The 20,530-nt window shown below is 52.8% G+C and carries 7 protein-coding genes and 2 pseudogenes; 8 read left to right on the plus strand and 1 reads right to left on the minus strand.

Annotated elements, in window-relative coordinates:
* The first annotated feature begins 22 nt into the window (after positions 1–22).
* The 5 genes and pseudogenes from N438_RS08540 to N438_RS08565 form a co-directional block, all read left to right on the plus strand.
* Positions 23–12,610, plus strand: a complete 12,588-nt coding sequence (locus tag N438_RS08540) for a DUF1983 domain-containing protein (RefSeq protein ID WP_116696230.1) — start codon at positions 23–25, stop codon at positions 12,608–12,610.
* 61 nt (positions 12,611–12,671) lie between these two features.
* A complete protein-coding gene (locus N438_RS08545; protein WP_116696231.1) occupies positions 12,672–14,096 on the plus strand; it encodes a tail fiber domain-containing protein in 1,425 nt (474 codons plus the stop codon).
* 422 nt (positions 14,097–14,518) lie between these two features.
* Positions 14,519–15,577, plus strand: coding sequence for a sensor domain-containing diguanylate cyclase (locus N438_RS08550; RefSeq protein WP_080883085.1), 1,059 nt, complete (start codon positions 14,519–14,521; stop codon positions 15,575–15,577).
* Positions 15,578–15,931: 354 nt separating this feature from the next.
* The gene (locus N438_RS08555; protein WP_080883086.1) at positions 15,932–16,624 is read left to right on the plus strand and encodes an EAL domain-containing protein; all 693 of its coding nucleotides are present in this window, start codon (positions 15,932–15,934) and stop codon (positions 16,622–16,624) included.
* A 634-nt stretch (positions 16,625–17,258) separates the two neighbouring features.
* Positions 17,259–17,426: pseudogene (locus N438_RS08565) on the plus strand (isocitrate/isopropylmalate family dehydrogenase); the annotation flags it as partial.
* An 88-nt stretch (positions 17,427–17,514) separates the two neighbouring features.
* Here the strand turns inward: N438_RS08565 and N438_RS08570 are convergent.
* A pseudogene (locus N438_RS08570) lies at positions 17,515–17,784 on the minus strand (tyrosine-type recombinase/integrase); the annotation flags it as partial.
* A gap of 148 nt (positions 17,785–17,932) precedes the next feature.
* On the opposite strand from N438_RS08570, the gene N438_RS08575 reads away from it, so the two are divergent.
* The 3 genes from N438_RS08575 to N438_RS08585 all read left to right on the plus strand — a co-directional run bounded on the left by N438_RS08575 (position 17,933) and on the right by N438_RS08585 (position 20,431).
* Entirely contained in the window at positions 17,933–18,481 is a 549-nt protein-coding gene (locus N438_RS08575) for a recombinase family protein (RefSeq protein ID WP_116696232.1), read from the plus strand.
* Between the two features lie 263 nt (positions 18,482–18,744).
* On the plus strand, positions 18,745–19,164 hold the full coding sequence (locus N438_RS08580; protein WP_004179627.1) for a translesion error-prone DNA polymerase V autoproteolytic subunit: 420 nt from the start codon (positions 18,745–18,747) through the stop codon (positions 19,162–19,164).
* Between the two features lies 1 nt (position 19,165).
* The gene (locus N438_RS08585) at positions 19,166–20,431 is read left to right on the plus strand and encodes a Y-family DNA polymerase (protein ID WP_116696233.1); all 1,266 of its coding nucleotides are present in this window, start codon (positions 19,166–19,168) and stop codon (positions 20,429–20,431) included.
* Positions 20,432–20,530 lie beyond the last annotated feature (99 nt).

Genomic DNA, 20,530 nt, shown 5'->3' on the forward strand with positions numbered 1-20,530 from the left:
TGGCTTTTTTTATGGGCGTAATATGGCAAATAACATAATTAAAGGGCGCAAGGGTGGCGGCTCAAAGCAGCGTACACCGACGGAACAGCCGGATGATTTACAGTCCGTTGCGAAAGCCAAAATTCTGCTCGCATTAGGTGAGGGTGAATTTGCAGGTGGTTTAACCGGGAAAGATATTTATCTTGATGGCACCCCGCTTGAAAATGCTGATGGTTCGCAAAACTTCAGTGGTGTGTCCTGGGAATTTCGCCCCGGCACGCAGGCACAGACTTATATTCAGGGTATTCCCAGTACTGAAAATGAAATCAGTGTAGGAACGGAAGTTTCCAGCAAGACAGCCTGGACCCATACCTTTACTAATACCCAGCTTTCTGCCGTTCGTGTCCGCCTGAAATGGCCGTCCCTGATGAAACAGGAAGATGACGGCGACGTGGTGGGCAATACCGTCAAGTATGCGATTGACCTGCAGACCGACGGCGGCGCCTGGCAGACGGTGCTGGAAACCGCTGTCACGGGTAAAACCACCTCCGGTTATGAGCGGAGCCATCGTATTGATCTGCCTCATGCCGGCAGTACCTGGACGCTACGCCTGCGTAAAATCTCTCCGGATGCAAACAGTGTCAAAGTTGGCGACGTGATGACGCTGCAGAGCTATACCGAAGTGATCGACGCGAAGCTGCGTTATCCCAACACCGCGCTGCTTTATATCGAGTTCGACTCCAGCCAGTTTAATGGCTCCATTCCGCAAATTTCCTGTGAGCCGCGTGGGCGCGTGATTCGTGTGCCGGATAACTACAATCCGGAAACCCGCGAATATACCGGCGTCTGGACCGGCGGGTTTAAATGGGCCTGGACGGATAACCCGGCCTGGATCTATTACGACATTGTTATAGCTGACCGTTTTGGTCTCGGTAATCGTCTGAGCAGCGCCAATATTTCGAAATGGACGTTGTACCAGATTGCACAGTACTGCGATCAGCTGGTTCCTGACGGGCGCGGTGGTGACGGCATGGAGCCGCGCTATACCTGTAACGTCTATGTCCAGGAACGCAACGATGCTTACACCGTGCTGCGAGACTTTGCCGCCATTTTCCGGGGCATGACCTGCTGGAACGGTGAGCAGATTGTTGTGCAGGCTGATATGCCGCGTGATGTCGATTTTACCTATACGCGCGCCAATATTATCGGCAAACCCCGTTATTCGAGCAGCAGCAGCCAGGTTCGGTACACCAACGCCCTGGTTTCCTGGTCTGATCCGGATAATGCTTATGCTGATGCAATGGAGCCGGCATTTATCCCGGAACTGGTTTCCCGCTACAGTTTTAACCAGCTCGAAATGACGGCGATTGGCTGTACGCGCCAGAGCGAAGCCCACCGTAAGGGGCTGTGGGGCATACTGACCAACAATAAGGACCGCATGGTCGAAATTGATGTCGGGCTGGACGGTCGCATTCCTCAACCCGGTTATATCATTGCCCTGGCGGATGAGTTGCTGGCCGGACGGGTCAACGGCGGGCGAATCAGCGCGGTGAATGGCCGGGTGATTACGCTGGATCGTGATGTGGATGCCAAACCTGGCGACCGCCTCCAGCTAAACCTGCCATCCGGGATCTCACAGAGCCGGACAATTCAGGCTGTTAACGGACGCCGGCAGATTACGGTCACAACGGCGTACAGTGAGACACCAGAACGGGAATGCGTCTGGGCCATTGAATCCGATGACCTCTTCCTGCAGCAGTACCGGGTTACAGGGGTAAAAGAGAACAGCGATGCCACCCTCACGATCACCGGCGTGGCACATGACCCGGATAAATTCCCCCGCATCGATAACGGCGCTATTATCGACCAGCGCCCGGTTAGCGTATTGCCGGCGGGCAACCAGTCACCTCCTGACGATATTGTCATCACATCCCGCTCGGTCGTGAATCAGGGGATCAGCGTCGAAACGATGCAGGTTACCTGGTCAGCGGTCAGCGGTGCTATTGCCTACGAGGCGCAGTGGCGCCGTAATGACGGGAACTGGATTAATGTACCGCGCAGCTCGACCACCTCGTTTGAGGTCAGCGGCATTTATGCCGGTCGTTATCTGGTTCGTGTCCGCGCGATAAATGCGGCGGAGATCTCGAGCGGCTGGGCGTATTCCGAAGAGAAAACCCTGACCGGCAAGGTCGGCGAGCCGCTGGCACCGCTGGCGCTGGCAACCCGTTCTCTGGTTCATGGGGTCCAGGTTAGCTGGGAGTTCCCGACCGGCTCCGGGGATACGCTGCGCACGGAACTACAGTACAGCAAAAATCAGGACGGCGGTGCGCCGATGCCGTTATCAGACGTGGCCTATCCGGGGAAAAGCTATCAGCAGATGGGCCTCAGTATGGGCGCAGAATTCTGGTATCGGGCGCGCCTTGTGGACCGTCTTGGCAATGAAAGCCCGTGGACCGGCTGGGTCCAGGGGATGGCCAGCGATAACTTTGATGACTACTACGAAAACCTGACTGACGCGATCAAGGATACGGCTGCCTGGGAGGAAACGCAGCGCACCATTAGCGAAACGCAGGAAGGTATCCGCAATACGCAGCAGGAACTGGAGCTGACCGCTGAAGCTCTGCGTAAGGAAGCCGAAGACCAGGCGAAGCAGGTCAGCCAGGATATTGATGCATCGGCGAAAAGCATCACTGCTGATGTTGACGGGAAGATCTCCGCCGTGAATAAAACCATCATGGATGAGATCACCTCGGTCAATGAGGCTCTCGATTCTGGTCTGGCTCAGGCAAACAAAGGCGTTCAGGAGGCAAAATCCGCCGTCGCAGATGCGAACAAGCAGATCGCAACTGTGAACAAGTCGCTGACCGACAGCATCACCCAGGTAAGACAGTCAGTCACCGATACGGCTGCGGAAATCAACGCCACCATCGACCTGGAGATTGCCAGGGTCAGCAAAACGCTGGCCGACGGCGATGCCGCATTGAATGCGCAGATAATGACTGCCGAAAATGGCCTGAAGCAGTCGCTGTCTCAGGTCAACACCACGCTGACCAATGCGGTGAAGCAGGAGACCGCGGATCGTATCGCCGATGTTAACGCGAAGGCGTCACAGGCCGCTGATGAACTGCTGGCGGCAACGCAGGGGATTGAGGCGAGTATCGAGAGCCTGACTCAGGTGATGAAGACCGCCGATGAAAATCTGGCGCGGGAAATGTCCAGCCTCGCTGCCGGCGCTAATATCCAGTTCGATTCGCAGGTTATCTGGCATTTCAACAATCAGACGACCGAGGGCTGGACCGGCAGCGCCGGCGTACCGGGTGTGTCACAGGATGGCTGGTTACGCCCGGCGGACAGCGCCACCGATCCGTACATTACCTCTCCTGGCGGGCTGGCTGTCGATGGTGCGGCGTACCGTTTCATCATGCTGCGCTTTCGTAAAACCGGCAAACCAGTCTGGGCGGGTGAGATCCGCTGGGTGTCTGCCGGCGAAAACTTCAATAACACGAAGCGATACATTGTTGCTGAGCCGGAATATGCCGATGGGGTGGCAACCCTGACGGTGCGTGATATTCCGTGGACAGGGAACATTGATCGTATTCGCCTGGACCTGACGAACCAGCAGGATGCCAGCAACTTTATCGAATTCGACTGGATCGCCGTTGGCCGGCCAGCACCTGGCGCCAGTACGGCGGCTTTGCAGGATGTGCGCAGTACGCTAAGTAACGCGCTGACTGCCGAAGCGCAGGCACGCAGCACGCTGGCGGCGCAGATGCGTGGCTCCTATGATGGGAGCGATCTGGAGAAAGTCACCTCCGGGCTGCTGTACCAGGAAAAAACCGCACGCGTTACCGCCATCTCGGCGGAAGTTAAGGCCAGAGAGTCCCTGCAGACGCAGTTTAACGACAATAAAGCTGCTGTTTCTGGTGAACTGAGTTCTCTGACGACAGAGCAGAGCGCGCAGGCGAGCCGTATCGGTGGCCTGGAAACCAGCCTCGGGAAAAAAGCCGATGCAGCCGCGCTGACGTCCCTGACGCAGAAAGTTGAGCAACAGGGCGCCACGCTGACATCGCAGGGCGCCGCGTTAACATCGCTCACTAACCGGGTTGGCCAGACGGAAACGGGCCTGGCTGGTACGAATGAGGCGCTGAGCGGGCTGCAGTCTGTTGTTACCCAGCAGGGTGACAGGATAACCAGCCAGGGTCAGTCCATCACGAAACTGACGAGCGATTTGGGCACGACAAATGCCGCGCTGGCGAAGAAAGCCGAAGCGGCTGCGGTCACTGCCTTAACGCTGCAGGTAGAGCAAAATGGGCAGGATATTCGCAGCAATACTGACAGCATCACCAGCCTGTCGAATCAACTGGTCAATGGCCAGCCGAATCGCTGGTCCCGTCGACTCTATCCGGTGCAGCTGGCTAACGCCGGGACAGTCCCGTCATTCAGCGATGTTCGCGCCGTGGCGCCAACGGTCGTGGATGAGGTGGCCGACGCGGCCAAACTGGACTTTACGTCCGCCGGCAGCTATCTGATCGCGTTGTATTCCTGCCAGGTGAAAGTGGCCGCAGATACCACCATCACACTGGCGCCCGGCGCCAGGGTTTTTGATGATACCGGCGCCATATTTGTGAATGGGGTTCAGGTCGCCTGGGGTAACGCCAGCTGGAATACCGTCAGTTTTGAACTGAAAGCCGGCTGGAACACCGTTGAGTTTCTGGTGAATCAGTGGACCGGCCAGGCGTATATCAACCTGGGTCTGAAGCTGTCAGACAAGGTTGCTGAGATGTACTCCGGTCTCGGGGTTTCCGCGCTGGCAAACGCAGCCGGCGTGCTCAGCTCGAATGTCAGCCAGATTGGCAACGATGTGGTCAGCAATTCGCAGAACATCACCCAACTCCGGAATGCGCTGACGCAGACAGACGCGAACGTGGCCAGCAAAGCGGATCAGACGGCGATGAACTCGCTAACCGGACGAGTGGAGAAGACGGAATCCGGGCTGACGGCTGCTAACGCCAACATTACCTCGCTGAAATCCGCTGTACGGGCCGGAAACGCATCAGGCGGGGATTTAATTCCCAACCCGACGTTTGACCCGGCGTATGACCAGATGGGGTTCAGCGTGGTAGCCACGACGGCTGAGGAGGTCCCGCCGGGCTGCCCGTATGGTTATGCGGCCCGAATTGCCAGCCGGGATCACCATCCTAACTTTGCCGCGTTCCCGGCCACGCTTAACGATGTGATTGAGATCAGCGCACTGGTTGCCTGCGGCGCCGGCACGGCGAATTTTAATCTGTATGTTGGCACCGCCGTTCGGCCAGATACGAGCACCGGTGCGCCACTCATGGCGGGGGGCGGGAAATCCCCCTCCGCGACCTGGCAGAGAACCACCTGGCGCTTCAAGGTCACGCAGGCGATGGTGGACAGGGGTTATATCCGCCCGTTCCTGCAGATCTCGCAGAACAGCCCGTATGGCACCGTATGGTTCGTTACGGACTGGCATATGCGAAATGTGACAGCGGCGCAAAAGGTTCAGGATACTGCGGATGCCACGGCGGCGGCGGTTGACTCCCTGACCACCACCGTGACGCAACAGGGTAATCTGCTGACCTCGACCGGCAACCGGACAACCCAGCTGGAAAACGGGCTGGCAACCACCAATGCCGCAGTGGCCAAAAAGGCTGATGCGACAGCGGTGCAGGATTTGACCAATACCGTCACACAGCTGGGCAACGATCTGACTGCTGCGAACAGCGCCATCACGAAACTGACCGGAAATCTGGCGAATACCGATAAAGCGCTGGCGCAGAAAGCCGATGCGACTGCGCTGGCCACGCTCGACACGAAAGTGACGCAGCAGGGTAAAACGCTGGAGAGCCAGAGCAATTCGCTGACGAACCTGTCGAACAGTCTCTCGCAGGTTGCGGCAGATATCGATGCCAGCGGTCAGATACCGGGTAACCTGGTCGTTAATCCCTCGTTTGAACGTGGGCTGGATGGCTACACCGGGCGGTCAACCGCGACCAGTGTGGTGGAGGTTTCCGTTCCTCACAGCGGGACGCGGGCGCTGAAGGTTGATCCGGGGAATGTGACTCCGGGGCAATACATCCCGTTTGTTCAGGGGCGAACCTATGAAATCGGGGTGTGGGTCAAGGAACCCGGAGCGACGACGGATAATGGCGCGGGGAACAACAAGCTGCGGATCGGCAACTCTGCCGGCCAGCCGGTTTTTGAGCGTCCATACAACAGCGGTACGGTGGGGACGAACTGGACCCTGATTTCCGGTCGCTGGAAAGCGACGGAGACAGCCAGCCTGCCGGTGACGCTGAGTAACTATCTGATTAGCGGCAGCCGCTACTTCGATGATTTTTACGTCACTGACGTTACCGACCGGGTGGACATCGATGCCACCGCCGGCGCCGTGACCGGACTGACGAGCCGGGTCAGCACTGCGGAAGGGGCCATCACCTCACAAAGCCAGCAGCTGACGAACCTGCAGAACAGCCTGAATACGACCAACAGCAATGTCTCGAAGAAGGCCGATGCCACGGCACTGACTTCGGTCGATAACCGGGTGACAGAGGCGGAAGGGAAACTGACCACACAGAGCCAGCAGCTGACAAATCTGGCGAATGTGCTGACGGCGACCCGCAACGCCGGCGACAACCTGATCCCGAACTACGATTTCCTGCAGGGCAGCACGGCCTGGGATATTCAGTATCCAGCCGGTGTGACCTTTGGCGATTTCGGGGACGGGAAAGCGGGGGTCCGGCTGAACCGGACGACCACTACCAGCCCAGGCATTTTCTCCAACAACAACAAGCCGGTGCCGCTGTATGGCCAGCGCAAGTATCGGGTGGTGGTGAAGGCCAAAGGTGTTTCCGGTGCGATGAGTCTGCTGATCCGTCGCCAGAACAAAATCGGCCAGACGGACAGTACGTATGAGGATAAAACGGTCACGCTGACCTCTGACTGGCAAACCATCACCTGGGAAACCGGATTGACGGCTGCCGGCGCGGACGGGCAGAACTTCAAACTTTATTCTCATCCGACAAACGGTGAAATCTGGCTCGATTCCGTCCGGGTGTTTGATATCACCGATGAAACCAACATCAAGGCGACCAGCGATGCTGTTTCGTCTCTGACCGGGACGGTGACGAACCAGGGGAACACCCTGACATCACAGGGGCAATCCATCACGGCGCTGAATAACGCGCTGGAAGGGGTCAAAGGCGATGTGGCGAAGAAGGCTGATGCGTCGGCGGTCAGTTCACTGACCAACCGGGTTACCCAGACTGAAAAGGATATCCGTAGCCAGGCCGACAGCCTGACCAGCCTGAATACATCGCTGAAGCAGCAGGCGACACGGGGAGCCAACGTACTGCCGGACGGCAGCTTTGAATCCTATGCCGTCGGAGATGTTCTCAGTAATGCCCGCGCCGTTATCACCAGTGAAGCTGCGCACAGCGGGACCAAAAGCCTGCGTGTTACGCGCAGTACGGAGTACAACCCGAACGCGACGGATAATAACGATACCCATATCTTTTCAGGCATGCAGGTTCGCGATAACGCGGTCTATTACGTGGAGGCGTGGGTTAAGTTGCCGGCTGGCTCGACCGCCGATCCGACCGTTTATATGGTGCTCGGATTTTCCTTCCAGGATTCTGCCAATGGCTGGTCGTGGCCTGGCCTGAACGTGAAAGTCTCCGAGTTGTCGGTGGACAACTGGACAAAAGTCAGTGGCTATCTGACCAACAACCGAACCGCGCTGAAACAGGCAATGGTGAGGATCTCCATCCCGAATACACCAAAAGTTCGCCTGGGTGATGCCTTCCTGATTGATGATCTGATCATCACTGACGTGACCGATGCGAAAGCGGCGCTCGATGCCGCCGATGCGAATGCGCAGGCGCTTTCAAGTCTGTCCGCGTCAGTCACGCAGAACGGGAAGAATATTACGTCTCAGGGCAGCGCGATCACGAAACTGCAGTCGGATGTGACGCAACTGGGTAAGGATATCAGCGGCAAGGCCGATGCCAGCGCGCTGACGAATCTGACGACCCGCGTGACGGCTACCGAAGGCGGTCTGAAATCGCAGGGAGACAGCCTGACCAGCCTGCAGAACAGCCTGAACACGACCAACAGTAATGTGGCGAAGAAGGCTGATGCAACGGCGCTGCAGAGCCTGCAGAACACCGTTGAACAGCATGGCAGGGATCTGACCGCGCAAAGCAGCGCGCTGACGAACCTGGAAAACAACTTTTCCTCCCTGGCCGTTGGCGGGACCAACCTTATCCGCAATGCGGACACACTGGAGGGATGGAGCAGCCGCCACGCCACAGAGACGTATCTGGGCGACCGCGTGGCCTACACCCGGCTGGCGAAAGGTGCATCCGGTTATATCCAGCTGGATGAACAGACGCTGGATGTTACCGGGCGTACTGAATTTGTATTCAGCTTCTATGCGAAAGGTGCCTATAACGGACAGGAAATGGCGAGTTATTTTTATAACCCGTCGAACACCACCACCACGGAAACCAGCCAGGGGGTTAAAGGCGGGGCCGGTGACGGCAAGGCGGTCACGAAACTGACCACCTCATGGGCGCGTTACTGGGTGAAATGGGTTATTCCTGCCACCAGTGGCACCAAACGGCTGATTGCCGCGCGTCTGGAAAGCGCGACGTCTGCCGACAAAGAAGTCTGGCTCTGTCGCCCTCAGCTGGAAACCGGGACCGTGATGACTGACTGGTCACCGAGTCCGGATGATGCGGCCAGCGGTATTACCGTGAACACATCGGCCATTAACAGCCTCACCAGTCGGATGACGAATGCCGAGGGTCAACTGACCGCGCAGTCTCAGAGCATCACGAATCTGCAGAACAGCCTGAACACCACCAACAACAACGTGGCACAAAAGGCCAGCGCGCAGTCGGTGAGTGATCTCACCAGCCGGGTCACCAGTGCGGAAGGCAAAATCACCTCCCAGGGGCAGGCTATCACGAAGCTGCAGGGCGATTTGAGCAGCACCACCGATAAGGTCAACACCAAAGCGGATCAGACAGCGCTTAACGCGCTGACTGGTCGGGTGGAGAAAACCGAGGCAGGCCTCACGGCAGCCAACAGCAACATCGTCAGCCTGACGGCGGCGGTGAACGCCGGGAATGCTGCCGGGGATGATTACATCCCAAACCCGTCATTTGACCCGGCGTATGACCGCATGGGTTATGACGTGGTGGAGACCACTGCTGCAGGTGTGCCGGCTGACTGCCCGTTCAGGTATGCCGTCCGGCTGGCCGGGCGAGACCATGTGCCAAAAATCAACAACATCGCCGTGACGCCGGGCGACGTTTACGAAATGTCTGCTCTGGTAGCGTGTGGTACCGGCAGCGCTGACTTTAATTTCTACATCGGTCGTGCCACCACTGCTACTGGTGGTATTGGGGCGAGAGCGTCCGGGGGAAACACCAAGACCACCACCGCGTGGAAACGAGCCACCTGGCGCTTTACTGTGCCGGCAGACACGAACTTCCTGCGACCGTTCCTGCAGGTTAATCAGAGCAGCCCGTTCGGCACTGTCTGGTACGCTGCCGACTGGCATATGCGTAACGTGACGGCGGCGAACAGTGCGCAGAAAACCGCAGATGCGACCGCAAAAGCGGTGGATTCACTGACCACCACGGTTAGCCAGCAGGGCGATACGCTCAGCAGCATCGGCACGCGGACCACCTCGCTGGAGAACAGCCTCCGGTCGACAAACGATACGGTGAGTAAAAAGGCTGACACGACAGCGGTGACACAGCTGCAGGGCACGGTGACGCAGCAGGGGAATGACATCGCGGCAGCCAACAGCGCGCTGACAAAACTCAGCAGCGATCTGGCCACGACGAATGCGAATGTGAACAAAAAAGCGGACGCAAGCGCGATGAACACCCTGCAGAACCAGGTCACTGAGCAGGGCAAAACACTCAGTGCGCAGGGGGATTCTCTGACGCAACTGAGTAACAGCCTGAGCCAGACGGCAGCGGATATTGACGCCAGCGGGAAAATGCCGGGCAACCTCATTGTCAACGGCAGTTTTGAGCGCGGCGCGGCGGGCTTTACCGGCTGGAGCAGTACCGCGACGGTGGCCGATTTACAGGTTCCGCACTCGGGTAACAAGGCGCTGAAAATGTCCGCCGGCCAGTCGAACCTGGTCGGACAGGAAATCAGTATCACGCAGGGCCGTACCTACCGCATGGGGGTATGGGCGAAGCAGGACCCGGGAACCACGATTAAAGATGCGGGTAACACGAAGTTTCGTGTGGCCGACAGCACTGGCCTGCTGGTCGGCTCAAACTACGGACCGTTTAGTTCTGGCTGGCAACTGGTAACGTTTGACTGGAAAGCCACGAAGACCACGACGGCCAGTTTCCAGCTGACGACCTTCCTCAGCGCGGGGGCAATGTATTTCGATGATTTCCATGTCCTCGATGTTACGGATGAAAAGGATATCGCAGCTAATGCCGGGGCCATTTCTCAGATGAATACCCGCGTCACCGCTGCTGAAGGGGCTATCACCACCCAGGCGCAGCAGCTGACGAAACTCAGCGGCGATCTGGCCGTCACGAATGCGGCGGTCAGTAAGAAGGCCGAGCAAAGCGCTGTCACCGGGTTGACCACCCGGATGACGTCTGCCGAGGGTAAACTGGATTCGCAGTCGCAGCAGCTCACCAGTCTGCAGAACAGCCTGACCACGATGAATACTGAGCTGGGTAAAAAGGCTGACACGTCCGCGGTGAGTTCACTGACCGGTCGCGTAAGCCAGGTGGAAAACACCATCACCAGCCAGTCGCAGAGCATCACGTCGCTGACCAGCACCATCAATACCATCCGCACTCAGGGAGCTAATCCGTGGGTTGACGGTACGTTTGAAAGCTACAGCGATGGCCAGGTGCTGGGCGGGAACGGCACAGCCGTTGTGGTGGCGTCTCAGAAATTCACCGGCGGTAAGAGCCTGAAGTTGAGACGGGATGAGAACAACAGCGGCAACAGTGATAAACAGCTTGGCACCTGGCAATCAGTCCGTGAGGACGCGAAGTTCCGGTTTGAGTTCTGGGCCATGATGCCGGCGGATCAGGCGCTCTCCTCCGGGTGGACAACGCTGGTCGGTATCCAGTCGCAGAATGCTGCCGGGCAAAATGCGTGGCAGGCGGCGGTCACTGTCAGCGAAGCCTCTCTGGGCGCGCGCGATAAGTGGGTGAAATTCACGGGTATCGCCAGTAACAACGGGGCAGGCAGAACACGCGCGGTGGTCTGGATCTCCACTCGTGGCGCCACCGGCAACGGTACCCCTGGCTATTCACTGTATATCGACGATCTGGTCATCACGGATGTTACCGATGCGAAAGCGGCACAGGATGCCTCTGACGCGACGGCGAGCGCCGTGAGCGGCCTGACGGCGCGCGTAACGGATGCCGAAGGGAAAATCACTGCCCAGGCGCAGCAGCAGACAGCACTGGCCACGAAAGTGGATAATGCCAACTCCCGCGTCGATAACATGGCGAAGACGCTGAGCGACAGCCAGAGCACACAGGCCAGCCTGAATACCTCGCTTCAGTCGCAGATTGACGCGCAGGCGGCCGCCAACATCAAAAACCAGACGACGCTGGACAACACGATTAAATCGGTGGCCAGTATCACCAGTACCCAGCAGACGCATGCAACGGCACTGGAGGCGCTGGCAACGCAGCAGACGACCCTGACATCCAGTGTCGGGGATCTCAGCGCTTCCGTTCAGAACACCGCCAAAACCGTGGCGGATGTGAATGGTACGGTGAGTTCGCTGTGGTCGATGAAGGTTGAGACGGTTAACGGGAAGAATGTTGGCGCGGGGATTACGCTGGGCAGCAATGGTGAAACGAGCGACATGATCCTCTACGCTGACCGCTTCTCGCTGTTTAACCGTAATAATGCGACGGCTGTTCCGGTGATGGTTGCCGAAGGCAATGAGCTGTATATCGATACGGCACGTATCAAAAACAGTTCCCTGACCTCTGCCAAAATCGCGGACGGTTCCATTACGAACGCGAAGATCGGTAACGAGATCCGCTCGAATAACTTTGTTGATGGCTCGCAAGGCTGGCGTATCGCCAAGGATGGCTCTTCGCAGTTCAATAACGTGATCGTCCGTGGCAGGGTTGAAGCGAATAGCGGCGTGTTCCGTGGCACTGTCCAGGCGGATTCGTTCATTGGTGACATTGCGGTGGCCAAAAGTTACGACAGCCTGACTTTCCGCCGCAACCAGACGGTACAGCGGAACGGTGCGTATCAGAACAGGGGGTATAGCATGACAGTGGTTCTGGCCTGCACCCTGGTGTGCCAGACCTATGGGACGGGCAGTGGCCTGGGGTATACCTCTGATATTACGTTCAACATTGGTGGGCAGGAGGTAACCCGCCGTATCTTCGTCGATGCCGGTAATATCACAGGCGGCACCACGGCCTTTGAATTGCGGTTTGCCGCGCGCCTGGATGCTGACTACAACAATGTCGGCTTCTTTATCAGAGCGTCAGGTCGTACTGCCGCGATTGATTACACCTGCACAGTCGAGAACATCACCGCAACCGCATTTCGGACGGACAGCAGTTCATTTAGCTAACAGAGGCCCCGTAAGGGGCCTTTTCTTTTTCCAGGGAAAACCATCCAGGAGGAACTTTATTATGGCGATGTATGAAGTCGGCACCGTCACGGGTGCAGCGTCGCAGGCACGGGTGACAGGTGCGACAACAAAATGGTCACAGGAGGCGCTGGGGATACTGCCCGGGTCGATTCTGGTGGTCTACCGCAGCGGTAGTGCTGACCTGTATGCGATCAAATCTGTGGACAGCGACACGCAACTGACGCTGACCCGGAATATCACCACCGCATTTTCCGGTGCCAGTTACGGCATTATTACCGCTGAAACCGCCAGCACCTCGTCGTTTGCTAACCAGCTGGCCAGCGCATTTGCATTCTGGCGTAGTGTGGTGGAGGGCTGGTCGATGGCCCTGACCGGCAGCGGCAATATCACCCTGACTGACCCGATCACCGGAAACCAGGTGACCGTGCCGGCAATAGCCGGGATGGCGAAGGCATCGGATCTTAACGCGCTGGCAAAACTCACCGGAGGAAACAAACTCGACGGCTCGCAGGTTATAACCAGCGATAATGCCGGTTTTATTCTCGGTAAGAACTCAGATCTGGCTCTGCTCAAAAAACAGGGGCAAGGCGGGACAATTGCCGTTGGCTCGGGAACACCGTTCAGAGTTCAGCGTTCAAGAGCGACCACTGTGTCACCGTCAGATACCTTTGATGACATCCTCGTTATTGGGACCGATAACCAGACGACTTTGCCCGGTGGGTTATCAGCTGGCGGCAACATCGATAACACGTCAAAGGGGAAGGTTCTGACGCAGGCGATCGAGCTGTCAATGAGCACGCCTTACATTGACTTCCACTACAACGGCAGCAGTGCGGATTATACCGCTCGCCTTATCCACGACAGGCAGAACCGCCTGAACGCGCAGGTACAAAGTTTTTGGGTAACGGACGGGAGGATCACAGCATCATCGACCATGCCAGCCAACCCAGCCATCGGAACGCAACTGACCTCCAGTCCGGTACGCTCATTGATGGCCGGGCGCGGGGCCTATGGTGACGTGGACGGCGCTTACGTGCAGATGTACATGGAAGAGCAGGTCGGGATTGAGCACCGGCTTGTGCTTTACGCTGATGGCTTCGGGCGGACGGACGCATGGATCTTTCGCGCTGGCGGCACGATCTCCACCGGTAAGGGTGACGTTCTGACCACTGGCTCAGATGTACGGCTGAAAGATGCATTCACGGCACCACGGGAAGGGGCTTCCAGGCGCATTAATGCGCTCGGGGTATGCGAGTTCAATATGAAAGGCGAAACGCGCCGGAGGCGCGGTTTTATCGCTCAGCAGGCTGAAAAAGCTGACGAACTGTATACTTTTCTCGGCATCGAGCAGGAGATTGATGGCGAAAAACTCAGGGTGATGAATGTAGATTACACGGCGATCATCGCCGATTTGGTAATAGTTGTGCAGGATTTGATTAGGCGAGTTGACGCACTAGAAAGTTGAGGAACATAAAAAATCCCCCGGAGGCACTTGCCGGGGGCAACTGAAACGACATTAATTGCTGTGTACATCACAGAATAATTTGCAGTAAACGATAAGTAAGTTCAAGTAAAGTTTTACTGGTCAGATGTTGTGTTATTTTTTAATGACCTACCAAAATTAATAATTTGGTAGTGCTAAATTCCAATAGAAATTAATTTTTAAGAATATGATCCTAAAGAATTAATATGCAGCAGATATAAATCGTGAGGATAGATTCAAAAAAATGGATGCCAAATGTTATTATTGATACGTTTATCATTAATTGAAGTGCAATCTTGTAATTTTCACATCCGTGTTATAACTTTGTAATGCAGTGCGGTTTTATCTTGTTATTTAGTGGGTTAAAGTGATGGCGGCTCTTAGTGATTTGTAATAGGCTTTCTATGTTAACAAATTTCCCGGATGAAAAATACATATCTGATAGAAATTCATCGTTCATTAAGCGAGTATATTTTTTACGTCAGATTGGTGTCGTTCTTTGCTTTCTTCCTATATATTCAGTCCTCCAGGAACAGTCACATCAAAAAATAACAATAGCCTTGTTAATTCTGAATGCACTAATCTGGCCATCGGTTGCTTATCTTGCAAGCATGGTGTCGAAGGATATGCTGAGTACTGAAAAAAAGAATATGATACTTGATTCATTCTGGGCTGGGATCTGGATAGCTGTAATGCAAGTTAGTCCAATTCCATCATTATTCATAATCTCAGTTCAAATAGCTGATCGCTATGCTGCTGGTGGATGGAAAATTTTAAAACCAGCATTAATATGGATGATGATTAGTTTCCTGACAGTTTGGTTAGCAAATGATTTCAGATATACTATAGAATTCAGTACCCGAACAGTATTGCTTTCTTTACCCTTGGCGACCTGTTATCCCATAGTACTGAGTATTGTTTCAAGGCACTTATCTATAAAGTTGAGGAAAAGAAGGGAGTTACTGGAAAAACAGGCTCTGATGGATCCTGGCTTAGATCTACCAAATCGCCGTTTTTTTGAGCAAAAAATGGAAAGTGCTTTTCGTGCAACGCGTAAAAAGAGAATTCATTCTTATCTTATGCTCATTGATGTTGATAATTTTAAAAAAATTAATGATACCTATGGCCATGAAGTAGGTGATGCGGTGTTATCTCGTATATCAACAATATTACGAGAGTGTGCTGGCGAGAAGGACGTACCAGCAAGATTTGGTGGCGATGAGTTGGCTATTATTGTTAATAATAGTAATAGCAAGCTTGTTATAGCTATGGTTCATATAATTCAGAAAAAAATTAAAGATCTTTCATTACCTTCTCACAACGATATTTACTGTACTGTCAGTATCGGTATTTCTTGTGCAGAAAATAAAGAATCAATCATCGAGTGGATCAAAGAGGCTGATGAAATGCTATATGAAGTTAAACGTAACGGGAAGAATGGATATTGCATGCCGAATAATTGAAGATGAAATGATTTCTTTTCTCATGATTTTATACATATAAATTTTTAAGATAGTTTATTATCGGCATTGCCAATACGGATACATTTCCTCGGAACCACAGACCCCTCTCAACTAACGTTTGATACATGCCACTAAAGTATTGTCGTTCCATAACAATATGATTTTATTCAAATTTATATTGAAATCATGTTTCTTTTTTTTCCCATTTAAGTCATTTGATTTGAATAATCGATCAATTTAAGAAATGTGATAGCTTTCGCCTATTGTTCGATCGTTATCGATCATTTTAAACTATTTTCCTTTGATTTCTAAATATGACACGATTAGGATTATTCCTAGTTCCGGTGTTTTTTAATGATAAAGAACAGTATGGAAATAGATTCCTGTAGATTTGTTTTAGAACCATCTTTTAAAAAAGATGGTTCTATTCATTCTTGGGAAATTCTCACGAAAAATGTTAAAAAAAAGGACTGCAATGATTACCTTGCTAATGAAAGTGGTTTTTGTTTCACTTCATTAAGCGATAAAGAAAAAATCGATGTGTTTAAGAAACAGATATTGACAATTGAAAAGCTTGATGCATCAGAATTGAAGTTCAAGCCAGTTTCGTTGAATGTTGACAGTCTTATTAGCGATTGTATTTTGAACGATAAATATATTGGTGATTACTTAAAAAACCAAAAAAACATTGCTTTTGAGATTAACGAGCATTTTCATGAATTCAATACTAAATGCTGTATGGTTGACTTAAAGTGTCTTTCAAAATTGTGTCCAGTATGGCTGGATGATTTTGGGAGTGGCTTAACAAGCTTAACAGTTATAGATATGTTTGATTTTGAATGTATAAAAATTGATAAAGATTACTTCTGGGAAATACAGAGTGAGAGCGAATTCTTTAAAATAATAAATAAAATAAAATCATACTGCAATTTCGTGATTGTTGAGGGAGTTGAGACAATAGAACAAAAAAATAAAGTACATTCTGTTGTTGATTGCGCTTGCCAGGGAAGGTTGTGGATGAGTGATTACTATTATGTCGAGATTTAAAATAAATGACAACAAAAGATGATAAATGTCCATTTTGTGGTGCAATTTTAATTAATGAGGACCACTGCCACAGTTGCCATGCATTTAAGATTAAAGGTTATGTATCAAGAGACGCACGCAAGACAATTAATTTGATATCTATCTGCACATCTTTACTGGTAGCGCTCTTTGGGATCTTGGTTGTGTTTCTGGTGTCTTTCGGCATCGGGACATATATTGCTATCATAGCGTTTTCTCTTATTTTATATTTTATTATGAAAAGGATTCTACATATAAAAGAAGAAAAAAAAGGGAAGATGGTTTGGAAAAGAGCAATCATTACATGGTAGGTAGTAATTAAATAATATAATGGCGCTGCTGGTTCCAATGCAAGCCTCGGATTCCGAGGCTTTTTTATTTTCTTTTCAAATCATGACTTATAACACCGGAAATATTTAACCCGACTCACAGGGAGTGAGTATTATTGGCTAATAATTCACTATCCAGATGAGCAGAAAGACTCAAAGCCGGTTATCAAAACTGAAAATATACTAATGAATTTCAATAGGTTAGGGCTTAGACTAAAAACATTAACCACGTATCAAAAATACCTATTTTTCTTTTTAAATCAATAAATAATAATGTTATTAGTTAACTACTGCTGCGTCACATGCAGTGGTTCGAAGCCGCAGACCTGATCGTTAAAGGCATGGAAGGCGCTATCGCCGCCAAGACCGTAACCTATGACTTCGAACGTCTGATGGAAGGCGCTAAACTGCTGAAATGTAGCGAGTTTGGCGACGCGATTATCGCGAACATGTAATCCCCTTGGTGGATTAAGCAAAAGCGGGAGCCGATGGGCTCCCGTTTTTTTTGGAGTGTGCGGAGGCTTCCCCAAAACTGATTGAAGATCATACTGCTTTTTTACCAACAACGATCCACTCTTTACCGCGATCATCATTGTATCTGTCAGTCATTTTCATTGTTTTGTGGCCCAATAGTTTCTGGGTGTCTATCCCTTGCTCACGATACAAGCGCTCGGAAAGAGATCTCTGTTCATGGAAAGTCGGTGCTGTTCCCTCTTCCCATGTAAGACCGCTTTTATCCCGTGCTTTCTTGAACGTTGAAGTAAGTGTTTTGGCTGACACTTGGTCACCACGACTAGCCTGTGAGGTGCTATTCGGCATTACCGAGCAGCACAGCGGGAGACGTGCTCCCCAGCTCCGGGTTAAGGCCATGTTTTTTGCTCCAAAAAGAGACTTCGCCCAAACGAGGGTTTGAGCGAAAGAGAGGGGCTTTTTACAATCAGCTATTTCAAAGGGTTACATCATGCGGATTAGTTATGCCAGGGTCTCAACAGGGGATCAAAACCTCGATTTGCAGAAAACAGCACTGTTTCGCGCAGAATGTGTACAGATATTTGAAGATACCGCGAGCGGAAAAAATGCCAGACGGCCGGGATTGAGGCGCGCCTTACGCAGGCTTAAGCCCGGCGATGTGCTGGTGGTGTGGAAACTGGACCGGCTGGGCCGCAGCGTGCGCGATCTGATTACGCTCGTGTCAGAGCTGCAGGCTCGCGGGGTAAATTTCCGCAGTCTGACCGACAGCATCGATACCAGTACGCCAGCAGGCCGTTTTTTCTTCCACGTCATGAGCGACCTGGCGGAAATGGAGCGCGAGCTGATCGTCGAGCGTACCCGCGCCGGTTTAGCCGCAGCGAGGGAGCAGGGGAGAGTAGGCGGACGCCGCCGGGTAATGACCACTGAGGTTGTGGAGCGATGCCGCAGGATGTTGGGTACGGGCGCAACCCGGCAGCAGGTAGCCGATGTGATAGGGGTGGGGGTGAAGACGATTTATAAATATTTTCCAGCCGGTTAAGTTTGCTCACCTGCGAACCGTATGCAAGAGATCGCAGGTGAGCAATTTGCTATGAAGGCATTGCCATAGCTGAAAAATTTTAACCTCCCATTGTTCGCAAAACCATCAAACAGCTAAGGCCTGAAAACACTTTAAGACTTACCTTACTTATTACATCAATATGTTACGTCAATGGCGTAAATTGATAGCCAGAACCTATATTGATATGTCGCCCTGTTAAAACTACTGTATATAAAAACAGTATAAATGTGAGCGAGTCTATTATGCAGTTCTACACGCCCGTTGAGTTACGTCAGATCATGCTGCTCCCGTTGTACAGCGACCTTGTGCAATGTGGTTTTCCTAGTCCTGCACAGGATTACGTTGAGCAACGTATCGATCTGAACGAGTTGCTCGTTAACCACCCCAGTGCGACGTATTTTGTCAAAGCCGCGGGCGACAGCATGAAAGACGCCGGCATAGGGGAGGGTGATCTTCTGGTAGTGGATAGCTCAAGAACAGCAGTTCATGGCGATATCGTTATTGCTGCTGTGGATGGGGAATTCACCGTTAAGAAGCTGCAGCTGCATCCAAGAGTTCAGCTTAACCCAATGAACCCTGCATATTCGCCGATAGTCGTCGGTAGCGAGGATACTCTCGACGTGTTCGGGGTGGTTACGTACATCATTAAATCAGCTGGCTAAGATGTTTGCACTTTGCGATGTGAACTCATTTTACGCATCCTGCGAAACTGTTTTCCGTCCTGACCTGAAGGGGCGGCCGGTGGTCGTTCTGTCAAACAACGACGGCTGTGTGATCGCCCGTTCGCAAGAAGCGAAGCCCTTCGTCAAAATGGGGGAGCCTTATTTCAAGCAAAAGGACATGTTTCGCCGGCACGGTATTATCGCGTTTAGCAGCAACTATGAGCTTTATGCCGATATGTCAAACCGAGTGATGACAACGCTGGAGGAACTCTCCCCACACTGCGAAATTTACAGTATTGATGAGGCTTTTTGCGATCTGACTGGTGTTCGTAACTGTCGCGATCTTACCGATTTTGGCAGGGAAATTCGCGAGACGGTTCTGCGCAGGACGCACCTCACGGTCGGTGTCGGCATAGCCCAGACTAAAACCCTGGCAAAGCTGGCCAATCACGCGGCGAAACAGTGGCAGCGACAGACCGGAGGAGTGGTGGATCTGTCTAATCTGGAAAGACAGAGGAAGGTGATGGCTTTGCTTCCAGTGGATGAGGTCTGGGGAGTCGGGCGCCGCATCAGTAAAAAACTGGAGGCAATGGGCATTAAAACGGTGCTTCAACTTGCGGATACAGATATCAGGTTTATCCGGAAGCATTTTAATGTGGTTTTGGAGCGAACCGTGTGGGAGCTACGCGGGGAACCCTGTCTCGGTCTGGAGGAGTTCGCGCCGGTAAAGCAGGAGATTGTCTGTAGTCGCAGCTTTGGGCAGCGGATTTCCACCTACGAAGAGATGCGCCAGGCGATATGCTTATACGCATCCCGTGCCGCGGAGAAACTCCGTGGCGAGCATCAGTACTGCCGCTTTATCTCTGCATTCGTCAAAACGAGTCCTTTCGCGCTGAACGAGCCGTATTACGGGAACAGCTCATCATTAAAGCTGCTTACACCGACCCAGGATAGCCGGGACATCATCACCGCGGCGACAAAATGTCTTGATGCCATCTGGAAAGATGGGCATAGATATCAGAAAGCAGGTGTGATGCTTGGCGATTTCTACAGTCAGGGAGTGGCCCAGCTAAACCTGTTCGATGATAACGCTCCCCGGAGGGGGAGTGAGAAACTGATGGAAGTTCTCGATCATCTCAATGCAAAAGGCGGAAGGGGAACGCTGTATTTTGCAGGGCAGGGGATCCAGACTGCTTGGCAGATGAAGCGGGAAATGCTTTCGCCTCGCTATACTACGAGGTTCTGTGACCTGCTCAAAGTTAGATGATTCGGCCATTAACGGTAGTGGTTATGCTGTTACTACAGTCCGCTTAGAGCGATCTGCGGACATTGCTAACAGCATTCTGTTTGAATCAACGGGGGGCAG

The sequence above is a fragment of the Klebsiella sp. GL120222-02 genome (genome assembly GCF_003097195.1).
Classification (GTDB): Bacteria; Pseudomonadota; Gammaproteobacteria; order Enterobacterales; family Enterobacteriaceae; genus Klebsiella; species Klebsiella variicola.